Annotated in this window: 14 protein-coding genes; 10 read left to right on the forward strand and 4 right to left on the reverse strand. The window is 64.9% G+C overall.

What is annotated here, in order from left to right:
* Positions 1-59: 59 nt before the first annotated feature.
* Positions 60-554 (forward strand): SH3 domain-containing protein, encoded by a 495-nt coding sequence (locus U1707_RS16755; RefSeq protein ID WP_332801193.1) that lies wholly within the window; start codon positions 60-62, stop codon positions 552-554.
* Positions 555-673: 119 nt separating this feature from the next.
* Here the strand turns inward: U1707_RS16755 and U1707_RS16760 are convergent, their stop codons facing one another.
* Together U1707_RS16760 and U1707_RS16765 are read right to left on the reverse strand one after the other, a co-directional pair.
* The gene (locus tag U1707_RS16760) at positions 674-1,057 is read right to left on the reverse strand and encodes an endonuclease domain-containing protein (protein ID WP_332801194.1); all 384 of its coding nucleotides are present in this window, start codon (positions 1,055-1,057) and stop codon (positions 674-676) included.
* 72 nt (positions 1,058-1,129) lie between these two features.
* Positions 1,130-2,323 carry an acetyl-CoA C-acyltransferase gene (locus tag U1707_RS16765; protein ID WP_332801195.1) on the reverse strand — a complete coding sequence of 398 codons (1,194 nt, stop codon included), beginning with the start codon at positions 2,321-2,323 and terminating at the stop codon, positions 1,130-1,132.
* Between the two features lie 88 nt (positions 2,324-2,411).
* Here U1707_RS16765 and U1707_RS16770 point away from each other — a divergent pair, with 88 nt between their 5' ends.
* The 6 genes from U1707_RS16770 (at position 2,412) to U1707_RS16795 (ending at position 12,026) form a co-directional block, all read left to right on the forward strand.
* Positions 2,412-2,663, forward strand: a complete 252-nt coding sequence (locus U1707_RS16770; RefSeq protein WP_332801196.1) for a hypothetical protein — start codon at positions 2,412-2,414, stop codon at positions 2,661-2,663.
* Positions 2,656-3,411 carry a prepilin peptidase gene (locus U1707_RS16775; RefSeq protein ID WP_332801197.1) on the forward strand — a complete coding sequence of 252 codons (756 nt, stop codon included), beginning with the start codon at positions 2,656-2,658 and terminating at the stop codon, positions 3,409-3,411. Before U1707_RS16770 ends, U1707_RS16775 begins: the two co-directional genes overlap by 8 nt.
* Complete coding sequence (locus U1707_RS16780) at positions 3,408-3,878, forward strand: hypothetical protein (protein ID WP_332801198.1); 471 nt, start codon at positions 3,408-3,410, stop codon at positions 3,876-3,878. The genes U1707_RS16775 and U1707_RS16780 overlap by 4 nt, the downstream gene beginning before the upstream one ends.
* Positions 3,879-3,984: 106 nt before the next feature.
* Complete coding sequence (locus U1707_RS16785; protein WP_332801199.1) at positions 3,985-6,210, forward strand: autotransporter assembly complex protein TamA; 2,226 nt, start codon at positions 3,985-3,987, stop codon at positions 6,208-6,210.
* Positions 6,210-10,466 (forward strand): translocation/assembly module TamB domain-containing protein, encoded by a 4,257-nt coding sequence (locus tag U1707_RS16790; RefSeq protein WP_332801200.1) that lies wholly within the window; start codon positions 6,210-6,212, stop codon positions 10,464-10,466. The genes U1707_RS16785 and U1707_RS16790 overlap by 1 nt, the downstream gene beginning before the upstream one ends.
* A gap of 69 nt (positions 10,467-10,535) precedes the next feature.
* Entirely contained in the window at positions 10,536-12,026 is a 1,491-nt protein-coding gene (locus U1707_RS16795; RefSeq protein ID WP_332801201.1) for a flavin-containing monooxygenase, read from the forward strand.
* Positions 12,027-12,857: 831 nt separating this feature from the next.
* On the opposite strand, the gene U1707_RS16800 is transcribed toward U1707_RS16795, so the two are convergent.
* Positions 12,858-13,001 carry a hypothetical protein gene (locus U1707_RS16800; protein WP_332801202.1) on the reverse strand — a complete coding sequence of 48 codons (144 nt, stop codon included), beginning with the start codon at positions 12,999-13,001 and terminating at the stop codon, positions 12,858-12,860.
* Here U1707_RS16800 and U1707_RS16805 point away from each other — a divergent pair, their 5' ends adjacent.
* From U1707_RS16805 to U1707_RS16815, 3 genes are all read left to right on the forward strand, one after another.
* On the forward strand, positions 13,002-13,973 hold the full coding sequence (locus U1707_RS16805; RefSeq protein WP_332801203.1) for an EAL domain-containing protein: 972 nt from the start codon (positions 13,002-13,004) through the stop codon (positions 13,971-13,973).
* Positions 13,958-16,438, forward strand: a complete 2,481-nt coding sequence (locus tag U1707_RS16810; RefSeq protein ID WP_332801204.1) for a tetratricopeptide repeat-containing sensor histidine kinase — start codon at positions 13,958-13,960, stop codon at positions 16,436-16,438. Before U1707_RS16805 ends, U1707_RS16810 begins: the two co-directional genes overlap by 16 nt.
* Before the next feature lie 64 nt (positions 16,439-16,502).
* Positions 16,503-16,895, forward strand: a complete 393-nt coding sequence (locus tag U1707_RS16815; RefSeq protein ID WP_332801205.1) for a response regulator — start codon at positions 16,503-16,505, stop codon at positions 16,893-16,895.
* On the opposite strand, the gene U1707_RS16820 is transcribed toward U1707_RS16815, so the two are convergent.
* Positions 16,892-17,728, reverse strand: a complete 837-nt coding sequence (locus U1707_RS16820; RefSeq protein WP_332801206.1) for a class I SAM-dependent methyltransferase — start codon at positions 17,726-17,728, stop codon at positions 16,892-16,894. The genes U1707_RS16815 and U1707_RS16820 overlap by 4 nt on opposite strands.
* Positions 17,729-17,739 lie beyond the last annotated feature (11 nt).

A 17,739-nucleotide genomic window follows, 5' to 3' on the forward strand; every position in this document is an offset into this window, starting at 1 on the left:
TCGGTTGAGGAAAGCAGTTCGTCGCGATAGGACGTCGGTTCGCCAGCTAGGACATGATCATGCGCATTCTCGCCACCGCGCTTTCCGCACTTGTTGTGACCGCTCTGGTGCCCGACCCGGCGACTGCGGCCGACGCGACGAAGCGAAGCGTGCCCTATTACGCCTCGATCTCGGCCACGCGCGCGCGGATGCGGACGGGGCCGGCGCGCACCTATCCCGCGAGCTGGCTGTACCAACGCCAGGATCTGCCGATCAAGGTCGTCGCGATCTTCAAGGAATGGCGCAAGATCGCCGATCCCGACGGCACCGAGGGCTGGATGCAGGCGAACCTGCTGAGCGGCACGCGCACGGCGATCGTCCATGGATCGGGACCGGTCGACCTGCGCGAGAAGCCCAATGCGGGGAGCCGCGTGCTGTGGCGCGCGGCACCGGGCGTGGTCGGGCGGCTTAGCCAGTGCAACAATGGCTGGTGCCGGATGGACGTGAAGGGGCAGGCGGGGTTCGTACAGATCGCGGGGCTTTGGGGTGTCGAGGCTGGCGAGGTGCTGCCTTGAGGGTTGGGATTTTAGGACTTTAGGTTTCGGGGGCGGCGGCGCGTGATGCGGAAGCCGACCCACCCCCAACCCCTCCCTTCCAGGGAGGGGGGTAAGAAGGGGCAGACGGGTTGCCCTTCCTAGCTCCCCTCCCTGGAAGGGAGGGGCTGGGGGTGGGTCGGCCGTTGAAGGTCGATGACCTTCGCCAGAATAGCCTCCGCCACCCCGTCAGGATTCCCGGCGACGTCAGAGTTCCAGAACCGAATCACCGTCCAGCCTAACGCTTCCAGACGCCGCGTCCGCCCCATGTCCCGAACCGAACCGATATGCTGGCTGCCGTCGAACTCCACCGCGAGCCGCACCTCCCGGCATGCCAGATCGACAATATACCGCTCAATCACCAGTTGGCGCGTGAACCGGGGCCGAAAAAAGCTGACCTTATGCCAGATCGCGATCTCCGCATCCGTCGGATGGTTGCGCAACTCTCGTGCGCGCCGCGTCAACTCGGGAGGTACGCGCGGCATCTCATCAGACTGCGCGCGGGACTCGCGGAGAGCAACCCACCCCCGACCCCTCCCTTCCAGGGAGGGGGGAAGTCAGCCCATCAACTCGACCGCCATCGCAGTCGCCTCACCGCCACCGATGCACAGCGACGCCAGCCCGCGCTTCTGACCGGTGGTTTCCAGCGCCGACAGCAGCGTCGCCAGGATCCGCGCGCCGCTCGCGCCGATCGGGTGGCCGAGCGCACACGCGCCGCCGTGGATGTTCACCTTGTCATGCGGCAGCCCGAGGTCGCGCATCGCGATCATCGCGACGACGGCAAAAGCTTCGTTTACCTCGAACAGGTCGATGTCCGACGCCGACCAGCCCGCCTTCTCCATCGCCTTGCGCATCGCGAACACCGGCGCGGTCGTGAACAACGACGGCGCGTGGGCATGCGCGGCATGCGCCACGACCCGCGCGATCGGCGTGATCCCAAGCCGTTCGGCGACGCTCGCCCGCGTCATCACCAAAGCGGCGGCACCGTCGGAGATCGACGAGGCGTTGGCGGCGGTGATCGTGCCGTCCTTCGAGAAGGCAGGCTTCAGCGTCGGGATCTTGGCGACGTCGCCCTTCGCCGGCTGCTCGTCGAGCGAGACCGTCGTCGTGCCCTTGCGACCCGCGATTTCGACCGACACGATCTCGCGGTCGAACGCGCCGGACGTCTGCGCGGCCTGCGCACGGTGCAGCGATTCGATCGCGTAATCGTCCATCTGCTTGCGCGTGAACTGATATTCGTGCGCGGTATCCTCGGCGAAATTGCCCATCAGCTTGCCGGGCTCATACGCATCCTCGAGCCCGTCGAGATACATGTGGTCGTACATCCGGTCATGCCCGATCCGCGCCCCGCCACGGTGGCTCTTCGACAAATACGGCGCGTTGGTCATGCTCTCCATCCCCCCCGCGACGAGCAGGTCGACCGACCCCGCCGCGAGCGCATCGGCCGCCAGGATCGCCGCCTGCATCCCCGATCCGCACATCTTGTTGACCGTCGTCGCCTCGACGTGATCGCCCAGCCCGGCGTTGATCGCCGCCTGTCGCGCCGGCGCCTGGCCGAGCCCGGCGGGTAGCACGCAGCCCATGTAGATCCGCTCGATCTCGGCAGCCGACACGCCCGCTCGCTCGACCGCACCGCGGACCGCATCGGCCCCCAGCTCGGTCGCGGTCGCGCCGGCAAGCGCCCCCTGGAACGAACCCATCGGCGTACGCGCGTAGGACAGGATGACGATGGGATCTCGATCGACGGCCACTTCACTCTCCATATATTCTTCTGTCCCCGTATCTGGGGTTGATGTGCGGCAATACAAAGCAGGGCCGGGTGCGCCTAGACCTCGCATCATGGAAACACTCATAACGACGCTCAAATGGTGTGCCGCAGCGTCCGGCGTGATCGCCGCGTTCATGGTATCGCTCGATTTCGGGCGCCGCGTGACGGGGTGGGGGTTCGTGCTGTTCGTCGGTTCGTCGATCGCATGGCTGAGCGGCGCGGTCTTGACCGGGGACTGGGCGCTGGGCACGCAGAACATCGTGCTGTTCGGGATCAACATCTTAGGCGTGTATCGCTACCTGGTCCGCAAGACGGGTGTCTGAGACGGCATTCTGGACGGCGCTGCTGGGCGTGCTCGGCGCGATCCTCGGCAGCTTTATCGCGGCGCTGGTGATGCGCTGGCCCGACGGACGATCGGTGATGCAGGGGCGCTCGGTCTGCGATAGCTGCGGACGCACGCTGCGGGCGGTCGAACTGGTGCCGTTGCTGAGCGCGGTCGTCCTTCGCGGACGATGCCGTGGCTGCGGAGTGGCGATCGGCCCGGTGCATTGGCGGATCGAGGTGGGGGGGCTCGTCATCGGCGTGGCGGCGGGGATCGTCGCACCGGGGCCGGTCGGGATCGCCGGCGCGGTGTTCGGATGGCTGCTGCTGGCGTTGGCGAGCCTGGACCTCGTCGCGTTCTGGCTGCCGGATCGGCTGACGCTCCTGCTCGCGGCGACCGGGCTCGCCGGCGCGGCGCTCGGTATCGACCCGCTGCTCGCCGAGCGGCTGATCGGCGGGCTCGCCGGGTTCGGCACGCTATGGCTGGTCGCATTCGGCTATCGCCGCATGCGCGGTCGCGACGGGATGGGCGGCGGCGATCCCAAGCTGTTCGGGGCGATCGGACTGTGGCTCGGATGGCAGATGTTGCCCGCCGTCCTGCTGATCGCGAGCATGATCGGCCTCGGTGTCGTTCTCGCCGCGCACCTCAGGGGCCGCAGCATGGCGGCGGACACCGCGCTTCCGTTCGGCGCGTTGCTGGCGATCGCGGCTTATCCCGCGTGGCTCTTCATGATAGGCGCGACCCTATGATATCGCTCGCTCTTGTTCTCGCGCTTCAAGCTGCGACGCCGCCACCTGCCGCCAATCCGGGGGCTAATCCCGGGTCCAGTCCCAGTTCCAATCCAGGTCCGGGCCCGCTCGGCGCGATCGGCAAGCAGACGCTGCCCGCCAAGGGCTGTGCCGCCTATCTGTGGAGCATGGACGCCGGCCGGTTGCTCGTCGCGATGGCGACCGCGGAGCCCGCGCAGATCCGGCTCGCGATCGACGGCAAGACCGCGGATTACGCGATGACGACGCAGTCGCCCGCGATCGGCTTCGGCTTCGGCGGCGTCACCCAGTACCGCGGCGGCGACGTGACCGCGACTCTCGACATGGCGGTCGCCGTTCGTGCCGACATCTCCGCGGGCGCGACCGTGACGTCGGCGACGTTGCGGATCGACCGCCCCGGGCGTGATACCGTCGTCATGCCGGTCGGCGGCCTCATCGGCTGTGTATGAGGTGAAATCTGCGGTTAATTTTTGTGAAACCAAGCTGTCCTATGTGCGTTACGTGGACGAAGATGGGGGTGAATCGAGCACGATCGCTGCCTGTAAAGGGGATCGTGTGACAGCTTCGAACAGCCGGCATCATTGGCTCGCTTTGGCGTTGGTAGCGTCGACTACGGGATTCACTGGAGGATTTGCGGGCGTCGCGTCGGCGCAGCTGGTCAAGCCGGGCACCGCTCCGGCCAAAGGGCCTGACGCGCCCAAGCCGAGCGATCAGCCGCAATCCGGCGATCCACGTTCCGACGCGCCGATCGTGCCCGACGCCGAGTTCGACAGCGCTTTGCCGCCCTTGAGCGGTGACCTGAATGCACCGCTGGAAGCAATGGCGCCGTTGCCCGCCCCGTCAACGCAGCCGTCGTCCACGCAGACACCCGCTACGCCAGCAACCGCGACTTCTCCCGCCACCACGCTCTCAGGCGACGTGCTTCCGCCGACCGGGCCCAGCGACCTACAGCTCGCGCAACCGCTGACGCCGCTGTCGAGCTTCGACACGACCCCGCTCCAGACTGCGGGGGATATCAAGGACAAGGACGCGCCGGAGATCCGGTACGAGACCGCGACCAAGGGTCTCGACAAGGCCGGCGACGGGCTCGCGGGCGAATACAAGGCGCTGTCCGCGCTCGCCGAGGGCAAGGGCAAGGCGGCGAACGCCACGCAGGTCGCGGCGCGCGCCCGCGAGGACGAGGCGCTGGCGGTACGGTTGCTCAAGTCGCTCGGCTATTACGACGCCACCGCGATCTCCACGATCGAGACGATTCCCGATGCTGACAAGACCAAGCCCGCGCGGCTGAAGGCGACTGTCAGCGCGCAACCCGGCCGGCTCTATTCGCTGTCGTCGATCGCCGTGCAGGCGAACGCCACGACCCCACCCGACCTGGTCCGCACGCAATTGCCGCTGAAGGTCGGCGACCCGATCCAGGCGGCCCGAATTCAGGGCGCGGAGGCGAATGTCAGCCTGACGCTGCCGCAGCAGGGCTATCCCTTCGTCAAGGTCGGCGAGCGCGACATCCTGCTCGACGACCAGACCCCGACCGGCGCGTACACGCTGCCGGTCGATACCGGTCCGCGCTCGTCGTTCGGGCAGCTTCGCACCGAAGGCGATCCGGTGTTCGATCTCGAGCATCTGAACCTGTTCCCGCGGTTCAAGGCGGGCGAACTCTACGACAACCGGATGACCGACGACCTGCGCGATGCGCTGGTCGCGACGTCGCTGTTCTCGACCGTGTCGGTCGAGCCGGTCCGTACCGGCACGATCAATCCGGACGGCACCGAGCAGGTCGACCTGCTGGTCCGCCAGAGCGAGGGCAAGGCGCGTTCGCTCGGCGGCAATGTCGGCTTTTCGACGGGGCAGGGCTTCCGCGCCGAGGGCACGTGGCAGCACCGCAACCTGTTCCCGTACGAGGGCGCGCTGCTCGCCTCGGTCATCGCCGGTACGCAGGAGCAAGGCGTGTCGGGCACGCTGCGCCGCGCGAACGCCGGCCGGCGCGATCGCACGTTCAGTCTGACCGCAGGCGCGAACCATTCGAATTACGACGCCTATGACGCGTTCACCACCAGCGTCGGCGTCCGCTGGAGCTATGACTCCACGCCGATCTGGCAAAAGCCGCTGACCTATTACTACGGTGGCGAACTCGTCGGGACGAACGAGAGCGTCTACGACTTCGCGCAGGGCAGGGACGTCCGCCGCACTTACGGCATCGTCGCACTGCCGGGCCAGGTGAAGTTCGATCGCTCCGACAGCCTGCTCAATCCGACCAAGGGCTATCGCCTGACGCTGAACCTCAGCCCCGAAACATCGGTGCAGGGATCGGTAAAGCCATACATCCGCACGATGATCGAGGGGACGTTCTACTACCCCGTCTCCAGCAGCATCGTCATCGCCGGTCGCGCCAAGGCGGGCTCGATCCAGGGCGTCGACCGCGACGATCTGGCACCGTCGCGGCGCTATTATGGCGGCGGCGGCGGATCGGTGCGCGGCTATGGCTATCAGCGGCTCGGGCCGTTCGATCCCAACGGCAACCCGATCGGCGGGCGCTCGCTCAACGAATTTGCACTTGAAGCCCGCTACCGGTTCGGCGATTTCGGCATCGTGCCGTTCATCGACGCCGGCAACAGCTATGAGAGCAGCACGCCGAACCTCTCGTCGCTGCGCTACGGCGCCGGCATCGGCGGGCGCTTCTATACCAGCTTCGGCCCGATGCGGATCGATGTCGCGACTCCGCTCAACCCACGCGAGGGCGACGGCAAGATCGCTCTCTACATCTCGATCGGGCAGGCATTCTGATGGCCGAAAACGGCACTCCACCTGCTGAGCGGGGCCACGTCGAGACGACGCACGAAACGGTGATCGTCGAGCGTCGCCCGTTGTGGCAGCGCATCCTGAAATGGCTCGCCATCCTGATCGTCGGTCTGGTCGCGCTCGTGCTGATCGTGCTGTTCGGGATCAACACCGATCCGGGCCGGCGCCTCGTCGCGGACCAGATCGGCGGCTACACCACCGCGTCGGGGTTGAACATCAAGGTCGGCCGGATCGACGGATCGATCTACGGCGCGATGACCTTGAGCGACGTGCGCGTGTCGGACCCCAAGGGCGTGTTCCTGACCAGCCCGAAGCTTAGCGTCGACTGGCGTCCGTTCGCGTTCACCAAGAACCATGTCGACGTGCGCTCGCTCACCACGCCGCTGGTGACGTTGCAGCGCCGCCCGCTGCTGAACGCGACCCCGACCGATCCGAACGCACCGCTGCTCCCCGATCTCGATATCGACGTGAACCGCCTGGTGATCGACCGTTTCCTGATCGCCAAACCGGTCACCGGCCAGACGCATATCGTGAAGATCGATGGCGCGGTGCACATCGCCGACAAGCGCGCGCAGTTGACGACCAACGCGACCGCGCTGACCGGCCCCGGCATCGCCGGCGGTGACCGCCTCGTGCTGAAGCTCGACGCGGTACCCGAGCAGAACAAGCTCGACGTCAACGTGAAGCTGACCGCACCGGTCGGCGGCGTCGTATCGACGATGGGATCGTTCAAGGCGCCGCTGACCGCGACCGTCGATGGCCGTGGCAGCTGGGCCTCGTGGCAGGGCCGCGCGGTCGCGACGCTCGGCGGCGGGCAGCTCGCGAACCTCGGTCTGACCGCAAAGAACGGCCATATCGAAGTACGCGGCTCGACGCGTCCCGGCCTGTATCTCGAAGGTCCGGTCGAACGCCTGACCGCGCCGCAGCTCGACGTCGCGATCGACACGACGCTCAACGACCGCAAGGCCGACACGCGGATGACGCTGAAGTCGGACGCGCTGGCCGTCGACGCCGGTGGTCTGATCGATCTCGCCAACAGCCGCTTCGGCAACTTCGCGGTGAACGCAAAGCTGCTGACGCCGGGTGCGATCCTGCCGAACCTGCACGGGCGCGACGTCACCGCGCGTGTCGTTCTCGACGGCGCGTTCGCGACGCCGACGGTCGACTACAAGGTCCGCGCGGCAACGATCGCGTTCGGCGACATGGGCGTGGAAAATCTTTACGCCGAAGGGCTCGCACGCGTAAACTCGGACCGCATCCTCGTGCCGGTCAAGGCGCGGGCGCGTCGCGTGACGGGGCTCAACGCCGCGGTCGGCGGTCTGGCGACCAACGTCGCGATCGACGGCGACTTCGCGATCTCCGGCGTCAATGTCCTCTCCGACAACCTCAAGATCCGTTCGGACAAGATCGACGCGACCGCCGTGGTCGTCGCGAACATGGCGATCGGGCGCTACACCGGCGCGCTGAAGGGGCGGATCAACAATTACCGCGTCGACGGTATCGGCATCGTCAACCTGACGACCGATGCGAAGCTGGTGCCGGGCCCGAACGGCGGCTTCGGGATCACCGGCCGCGTCGTCGCGCAGACCTCGCAGATCTTCAACGAAGGCGCGCGCAGCTTCCTTGGCGGCAACGCGATCGTCCGTTCGGACATCGGCTACAGTCCCGAGGGCATCGTCACCTTCCGCAATCTCCGCATGAACGCGCCACAGTTCCGCGTCACGCGCGGCGAGGGTCGGTTCGATCCCGCCACTGGCGCCGTGCTGGTGAACGCGGATGCGTATTCGACTGTCTACGGGCCGTTGTCGGCGCGCGTGACGGGCAGCGCGACCGCGCCTGTCGTCGTCCTGCGCGCACCGCGGCCGGGCGTCGGCGTCGGCCTCGTCAACCTCAACGCGCGGATCGTCGGCCGTGGCGGCGCCTATGCCGTTACCGCCAGTGGCGGCACCAACTATGGGCCGTTCACCGCGGACGTGCTGGTCAGGCCCGGCGCGCAACTCGCGGTCGACGTGCGCCGCGTCGTGTTCGCCGGGATCGTCGGCAGCGGCCGGATCGTGCAGACCGCGGCGGGTCCGTTCGCGGGCGCACTGCAGTTCGCCGGGCAAGGCCTGTCGGGCAATGTCCGTCTCGCCAACCAGGGCGGCTACCAGCGCGCCGACGTCGCTGCGCGCGCGAACGGTGCCAGGATCCCCGGCATGGTCGACTTCACCATCGGCCGCGCGATCGTCAACGCCACCGCGGTGCTGACTCCGACGCCGCAGATCGTCGCCGACGCGCAAATCGCGGACATGCGCTACGGCGCGATCGTCCTCTCGGCGGCGCGGGCCAAGGTGAATTACGTCGGCGGCAAGGGCACCGCGCAGGCGTTGCTGACCGGTTCGAACGGCGTCCCCTTCCGCCTCGCGCTCAACGCCAGGCTAAGCCCCAACAATTACCTCGTAGCCGCGCAAGGCCAGGCAAACGGCATCGACTTCCGCACCGTCAACCCGGCCCGCATACACGCGGTTAACGGTGAATACCGCCTATCCCCAACCCGCCTCGACTTCGGTGGGGCAGGTGGCGGTTCCGCGCGCTTGGCCGGCAGCTATGGCCATGGCACGAACGCCCAGGTCAGGCTCGACCGTCTCGACCTGTCGACCTTGTCGGCGCTGGTCCCGAACCTCGGCATCGGCGGCAAGGCGACCGGCAGCCTCGACTTCTCGCAGGCGAACTCGTCGGCACTGCCGACCGCGGACGCCCGCGTGACCGTCAGCAACTTCACCCGCTCGGGCCTCGCTGCCGTCTCCGAACCCGTCGATATCGTGTTCGCCGGCACGCTTGGTGGCGAGGGCGCCACCGGCCGCGCGCTGGTCCGTCGCGGTACGTCGGTCATAGGCCGTATGGTCGCGAACCTGCGACCGTTGCCCGCTGGCAACGGCTCGTGGAGCACGCGCCTGATGGCCGCGCCCTTGTCGGGCGGGATCCGCTATAACGGCCCGTCCGCGGTGTTGTTCAGCTTCGCCGCGATTCCCAACCAGCAACTGTCCGGGCCCATCGCTGTCGCCGCCGACTTCTCCGGACGCCTTTCCGCACCGCAGCTGAACGGCGTCGTCCGTGCCGACAACCTGACCTACGATAACGAGACCTATGGCACGCGCCTGTCGCAGATGCGGATTGCCGGACGGTTCTCGAACACCGATCTGCAACTGACACAGCTCAATGCGAAGGCCGGCGACGGCACCGTGCAGGCGCAGGGCTCGATCGGGTTCGCGGCGGACAGCGGCTTCCCGATCGATATCCGTGCGACGCTGAACAATGCGCAGCTTGCCAAGAGCGATGCGATCAGCGCGACCACCACGGGCATTGTTCGCCTGACGCATGACCGCAATGGTGGATTGATCCAGGGCGATCTCCAGGTTCCCGAGGCCCGCTATCAGATCATCCGTCAGGGCCAAGCCGAGGTTCCCGAACTGACGGGCGTGCGCCGCAAGGGCGATGTCCGGACGCCGCTGTCCACCGATCGGTCGCAGGTGCCGAATGCCGGATCGTTCAAGCTCGATCTCCGGGTCCGCGCACCGAACCAGCTGTTCGTCTCGGGCATGGGCCTGGAGTCGGAATGGGAGATGGACATGCGGATCGGCGGCACGTCCGCCGCACCGATCGTCACCGGTGGCCTGGATATCGTCCGTGGCACCTATTCGTTCTCGGGCAAGCGGTTCGACGTCACCAAGGGCCAGATCCGTTTCCGCGGCGGTGCGCTGACCGATCCGGATATCAACATCGAGGCGAGCACCACGACCAGCGACATCACCGTCACGATCGTCATCACCGGCACCGGCCAGAAGCCGCAGATCGCGTTCACCTCGACGCCGACCCTGCCGCAGGACGAAGTGCTCAGCCGCCTGTTGTTCGGGTCCAGCCCGGCCAATCTGTCGGCCACAGAGGCGATCCAGCTGGCGTCTGCGCTGAACTCGCTGCGCGGGTCGGGCGGGGGTGGGCTGAACCCGCTCGGCAAGCTGCGTTCGGCGACCGGGTTCGACCGGTTGCGCGTGCTCGGCGCGGATCAGGCGACAGGTCGCGGCACCAGTCTGGCCGCCGGCAAGTACATCACGAAGAACATCTATGTGGAGATCGTGACCGACGCGAAGGGCTTCACCTCGACGCAGCTCGAGATCGCGCTGACCAGGGCGCTCAGCCTGTTGTCGGCGGCCGGATCGAGCGGCGGACAGTCCGCAAGTGTCAAATATTCCAAGGACTATTGAGTTCGGTCGGCAACAGGATAGGTTCCGTTATGAAACCTACGGCGTAACGCCGGGGCGGGAGGATGCAGCATGACCGAGCATGTCGACGTGATCGTGGTGGGCGCCGGCATTTCCGGGATCGGCACCGGCTACCACCTCCAGACGCGCTGCCCCGACCGCAGCTACATGATCCTCGAGGGCAGGCAGTCGATGGGTGGGACGTGGGACCTGTTCCGCTATCCCGGCATCCGCTCCGATTCGGACATGCACACGCTGGGGTTCGCCTTCCACCCCTGGACCGCGGCCAAGTCGATCGCTGATGGTCCGTCGATCCGCGACTATGTCGAAGATACCGCCCGCGAATACGGCATCGATCGGAAAATCCGTTACGGCCATCACGTCAAATCCGCCGCCTGGTCGACCGAGGACGCGCGGTGGACGGTCGAGGCGACCGGTTCCGACGGCGCCGCGGTGACGCTGACTTGCAACTTCCTGTCGATGTGCGCGGGCTATTACAATTACGCCAAAGCCTATTCGCCCGAGTTCGAGGGCGCGGAGAGCTTCGGCGGGCAGATCGTACACCCGCAATTCTGGCCCGCGGACCTCGATTACAGCGGCAAGCGGGTCGTGGTGATCGGCAGTGGTGCCACCGCGGTGACGCTGGTGCCGACGATGGCAAAGACTGCGGAGCACGTGACGATGCTCCAGCGCTCGCCGACCTACATCGTCGCGCGCCCGGGCGAGGATGGCATCGCGAACTGGCTGCGCGGCAAGCTTCCGGCCAAGGCGGCCTACGGCATCACGCGGTGGAAGAACGTGCTGATGGGCATGGTTTTCTACCGTCTCGCGCGGAAGAAGCCAGCCAAAGTGAAGGAGCGGATGATCGGCATGGTCCGCGACCAGCTCGGCCCGGACTACGACGTCGCGACGCATTTCACGCCGCGCTACAATCCCTGGGACCAGCGCGTTTGCCTAGTGCCCGACGGCGACCTGTTTGCGGCAATCAACGCCGGCAGCGCATCGATCGTCACCGACACGATCGCGCGGATCACACCCGGAGGGATCCGGCTCGATTCGGGCAAGGACCTGCCCGCCGACGTCATCGTCACTGCGACCGGCCTCGAACTGCAATTGATGAGCGGGGTCGCGTTCAGCCTGGACGGGCAGCCGATCGAACTCGCCGGGCGGCTTCAGTACAAGGGCATGATGTTCGACGGCGTACCGAATCTGGCCTCGACCTTCGGCTACACCAACGCGTCCTGGACGCTGAAGGCGGACCTTACCGCGGTGTATGTCTGCCGCCTGCTCAACACGATGACCAAGCGCGGGTTGCGCCAGGCGACCCCGTATAACGACGATCCGACGATGAAGAGCGAGGCGTTTCTCGATTTCACGTCAGGCTACGTCCAGCGGGCTGCGGCCGCGTTGCCCACGCAGGGCGAGCGTAAGCCGTGGAAGCTCAACCAGAATTACGCGCTCGACCTGCTGGCGTTGAAATTCGGCTCGGTCGACGATGCGATGCGGTTTTCCAATCCTCGACCGGTTGGCGCGTGCCAACCAGAGATGGCAGCCGCCCGCTAGGTCGCGCGATACTGGCTACGGCTAAAATTGTGGTTCACGTGATCCGCTGACATCGGCGAAGGTAGACCGCTGCGCAGGGTGCGCTGATGAGGATCAAACGCGAACCTGACACTTGCGGGATCAGCCGATTGCTACCGGCGAACGGGTAGCAATCACGGCCCGCAAATCATGGAATTTCAAGAGATATCCGCGCCTCGGCTATCCGGTAGGAGTCTAGTACGACGTCCGACCGGAGCAACTTTGGTATATTGCGAAACTTTGCAATGGGATAGGCGACTATCGCGACAGATGGTCACGAAACCTACGCAAATCTAAATGTCGGCCCGATTACCGAAAAGTGTCACTTATCAACACTTCAGCGATACTCGGGCCGACCGAGTCATTCACCAGGGGCGAATACCCGTACCATAGACCAGCGAGATGATGAGCTTCAGCATTTTATGCTCCCTTGTTGCACCCTGCTAGGTGCCCCGACTTCATACTGCTTAACGCGACGTTAAACAATGATCTTAGCAAGCTGTTAACCATCTTCTTTGCGGAGCGGGGCGATAAGTGCTTAAGGGATTGTTTATGCGTCCTGCCTATTCGGGGGATATGAGAGATGTTCCGCACGAGCAGTTCAAGGACAGGGCGTCACTGCCCGGTCCTCGACTCGTGGATCTCGCGTCGCCGGCCGCGCTAGCTCACGATGATTTTTATCAGGCATCTCAAGCTGGTTGGCGATTTCTGGTCCTTACTGAGATCGCCAACTTTGCGGTTCTGCGCCGGTATCTCGGGCGGCCGAGGGCGGACACGCTAATCGTCGAGGTGTCGGCGAGGATCAGGGGCGCGTTACCCGACGCGCGAGTTGAGATAGCTGGTCGCGAAGTTGCCGAGATCGCGTTCGAGAGCGAGGCGAGGCTCGCGCTGGATGTGGCAATCGCTGCCCTGGAAACCGCTTTCAAACTGCCGTTCGATATCGATGGCGAGTCGCATATGGTCGATATCCGATTGGGTGCGGCGGCGGCGGCGGCGCACCGCGACGAGGTTCACCTGATCGAGGAAGCCGAACGCGCGCTAGTCGAGGCGCGGACCGAGCATACGGCGATCGCACGGGACGTGACGGGCAATCCGGCGGCGATCGACCGGTTGGAACTCGCCTGCGATCTCAGTCGCGCCATCGAGTGCGAAGAGCTGTTCCTGCAATATCAGCCCAAGGTTCACCTGCGTCGTCAGAAGATTACCAGCGTCGAAGCGCTGATCCGCTGGAATCATCCGACCCGTGGCCTGGTGTTGCCCAACGACTTCATCCCGCTCGCCGAGGAATCGCACGACATCGTCGCGCTGACCCTCTGGACGATACGGCGCGCGATCCGGGATCAGGCGGTGCTCGCGGCCCATGGTCACGATCTGCGCATCTTTATCAATATTGCTGGCGCGCTATTGGCCGACCGGCATTTCGTGAATACGGCGTGCGGCTTGGTCGAAGCCAGCGGCGCGCAGCTAGGGTTCGAGATAACCGAGACGTCGGTCATCCGCGATCCCGAGAGTGCGATTGCCAACCTGAACGTCTTTGCGGGTATCGGTATCGTTATCGCCATCGATGATTATGGCGCTGGTCTGTCATCGCTCGCGTATCTCAAGCAGCTGCCGGCACGCGAACTCAAGATCGACAAGTTGTTCGTGACGCAACTTACCAGCTCGAATCGCGATCCGCTCATCGTTCGCTCGACGATCGATCTGGCCCACGCCCTGGAGATGGAGGTCGTCGCAGAAGGGGTCGAGACGCAGGCCGCTATGGCGCTGCTGTCCGTGATGGGCTGTGACATGATCCAGGGCTTCCTGATCAGCAGGCCGATCAACCTGGAAGCCTTGGTCCACTTTCTCAACGATGGGAAATATCAAGCGATCGCCGCCGATATACGGGCGCCGTTCAACCGTCTGGCGACGGTGTGGAAGCGGGCCTGATTGTAATGATGTCTCCGTTTGCCAGGATCATCCTCGGCCTGACGATGACGTTCAGCGCGATCTCAGCTGACGCGGCACCCGGTCGATCGCCTGCGAAGGACTATGAGGTTGCCGCGGCCGACGCCCGGGCAACGATGCTGGCCGACCCCGCGAAGGCGCTGCCGAAAGCCATCGTCGCCGAGAAGCTTGGCGAGAAAATAGCAGATCAACGGGCGCAGGATGTTGCGGTCGCGACCGCGCAATGGCTCCAAGGCGAAGCGTACCTGCGAACGAACCAGCCGGACAAGGCAGATATTCCGGTACGAAAGGCAGCGGCGACAATTATCCGCTTCAAGCCACGGTCCAAACTCTATGCAGACCTTTTGATTTCTTTGGGCTGGCTAGATAGTTATGAGGGACGTGTTGGCAAGGCGCTGGTCGATTATCAAGGGGCATTCGACATCTATCGCAAATTGCGAGACCCCCGAGGGCAGTCCAAGGCGCTGGTTTTCATCGCCCTGCTTTACGCACAAGCCAAAGATAACGAGACGGCGGAAAAATATTATAAGCAGGCGCTGGATATCTACGATTCCGATGTAAGCATATCGGTGTCCGTCTATAACAATAGAGCCTTAGCTTACGGCGAGGCGCATCAGTACAAACAGGCGGCGGAGCAATTCAAAAACGCGCTTGCGCTTGCGAAAAAGTTAGGAAGCCGGAACCTTCTTGAGCAGATCTACCTCAATATCGCGCGGGTACAACTCGATATGGGGAACCTAGCGCTGGCCGATCAGGCACTAGCTCGCGTGCGGACGGTTGCAGATTCGAACGATTTAAGCTTTTTCGGTAGGCTGGGGGCAACGGCTGCACAATCTGCATTGCAACATGGCAACTTGCCGAAAGCTCGCAAATTGATCCTGGATGCACTTGTTGGAGTCGATCCGAAACGTGCTGATGATACGTATCGTGACGTCCATCAAACCGCCTATGATATATTTATCGCAACGGGCGATACGGATCTGGCGCTCAAGCATTTGCAGGAACTCAAACGACTCGATGACGATGCGACCAAGCTGGCGACCGATACGAAGACCGCACTGATGGCCGCACGGTTCGATTTCGCGAACCAGGAGTTGAAGATCAGCCAACTCCAGGCGGCCGAACTTCAGCGGAGTATTGCGTTCGAACGCGCGCGGGCACGGACGCAGCGCAACATTTTCTTGGGAGCCTCCACGGCGGTGGCGGTCGTGATCGCGTTACTCGCGTTTGGCCTCTTCACGATCCGCCGCAGCCGCGATCAGGTGCGGGCGGTCAACGACGATCTGGCCGTTATCAACGATGCCCTCGGCAAGGCGCTGGCAGCCAAGACCGAGTTTCTGGCGACCACGAGCCACGAGATTCGGACGCCGCTCAACGGGATCCTCGGCATGACCCAGGTCATGCTCGCCGATCAAACGCTTCAGACCGGGATCCGTGATCGCCTCGACATTGTCCACGGTGCCGGTGTCAGGATGCGCGCGCTGGTCGACGACATCCTCGACGTGGCCAAGATGGAAACCGGCAACCTGACGATCGAAACCGCTCCCTTCGATATCCGCGCGGCGGTCATCGATGCGACCAGGATGTGGGAGGAGCAGGCGCGCGCCAAGGGGCTGTCGTTCGTGATCGATCTGGACGGCAGCCCGACGCTGATCGTGGGCGATGTCGCGAGGGTGCGACAGATCGTCTTCAACCTGTTGTCGAACGCGCTCAAATTCACCAAGTCGGGCGAGGTGGCCCTGAAGATCGACGTCGATGGCCAAGGTCGTCTGCGTATCACGGTCACCGATTCTGGCATCGGCATCCGTGCCGACAAATTCGATGAGATCTTCGAATCGTTCAAACAGGCCGATGCGGGCACAGCGCGGCAATTCGGCGGTACCGGGCTCGGGCTGTCGATCTGTCGTAACCTGGCGCGGGCGATGGGCGGCGACGTCACGGTCAGCAGCGCGATGGGCCAAGGCGCGACGTTCACGCTGACCCTGCCGTTGACGCGCGCCGAACCCGGTATTGTGCCCGAGCCCCGCGCAATCGCAGGTGCGGTGACGATGGTACTCGATCGCAATCCCATCACGCGCAATATGTTCAAGGCGTTACTCGAGCCACGCTGCGGTCCGATCGCGTGCGTGGCGTCGGTCGATGAAGCGATCTCGCGACTTGAACGGGGCAACGTGGCGCGTGTGCTGATCGACGACGCGACGGTGCGCGGAGAGGGTGACCACCTCGTCGCGCTATCGCGGATCGCAGCTGCGGCGGTCTTGGCCAATGCAGAAACGACGTTGCTATGGCCCGTTTCGGCGGATCGGGAGCGCGATGAATTGCTGTCGACAGGGGTCACGCGCGTTGTGGCGAGACCGATCAGTGGAGGCGCATTGGTCGCAGAAATATTACATGGATCAGTTTCGAATAACCACTCAATTCTCGACCTTGTATCACGCGCGGCATGACGCGTAGATGCAGCGTAATGCCTGCCATTTCATCTCCAAATAAACCCGTTTCGCGACCCGCTTCGTGAACGTGCTTTTCATCGAGGACGACCGGATGAACCGGCGTGTCGTCAGAGACATGCTGGACGTCGCCGGGGTGGCGATGGTCGAAGCCGAGAGTGCAGAAGTCGGTTTGGAGATCCTCGACGAGGGCGATTTTGCGGTCGTACTCGTCGACCTGCGGATGCCCGGCATGGATGGGGTAACTGCGATTCGCCTGATCCGGGCGCGTCAGGACGCGAAGGCGACCGTGCCGATCATCGTCGTCACCGCCGATATCGCGCCGGACCTGCGCGAGCGATGCCTCGCCGCAGGAGCGGACGACGTGATCTTCAAGCCGGTCGCCATGGACGCGCTGTTCGAGGCGATCGGGCGGGTTCTCGCGCGTGCCGCAGAGGGCGACGGACTGATCGCCTAGCGCTTGAGCGCGTCGCCAAGCGATGCCGTCGCGCTGCCCCGTCTCGCGGGCTTGGGCTGGGACGGATCGGGCGACCAGCCGGTCAGGAAGACGATCTGGAATGTTTCCCGTGTCCGGCCCGTCGTATCTGCAGCATCGGCAAATGCGGCGAAGGTCCGAGCGAGCACATCGCGTGTGAGTGCCTGGCGCTGCGCGAGCATGTTGCCCGCCGCCATGCCGCGCAGGTCGGCGAGCAGGCGGCCCATATCCGCGTAGCGTACGTCCAGCGTTTCCACGTCCGCGACCGGCAACGCGAAGCCGGCGCGCATGAGCAGATCGCCCGCCGACCGCACGTCGATCTGTGGATGCAGGCGCGCCGCGGGGCGCTCGCTGTCGCCGGTCCGCAGCGCGGCGCGCAGGGCGTGCAGGCTTCCAGCACCCACGAACGCTCCGAGAAACAGGCCGTCCGGGCGCAACACGCGTCGTATCAGGGCCAGCGCGCCGGGAAGGTCGTTGACCTGATCGAGCACGCCGGCGCTGATCACCAGATCGAACGAGGCATCGGCGAACGGCAGGCGATCCTCGTCGGCCTGTATTCCGCCGGTTTGGGCAGCGAATGCGAAGCCTGCGTCGCATCGCGCCACCCGCGCGCCCGGCGGCGGCGAGAACGCGCCATCGAAACAGCCGAGATCAAGGATGTCGACGAAATCGCGTGTGACCGCGTCCAGCCGCTCCGCGATCCCGTCGAGCATCGTCGCACGAAGAAAGTCATGACCGGCATAACCAAATGCGGATCGATCGCGGCGGAGGCGGCGCGTCGCACGGTCGAAGATTTCAGGAGGGTTATCTGACACGGCTGCGCTTG

It is taken from the genome of Sphingomonas sandaracina, assembly GCF_036663695.1.
Lineage (GTDB): Bacteria > Pseudomonadota > Alphaproteobacteria > Sphingomonadales > Sphingomonadaceae > Sphingomonas.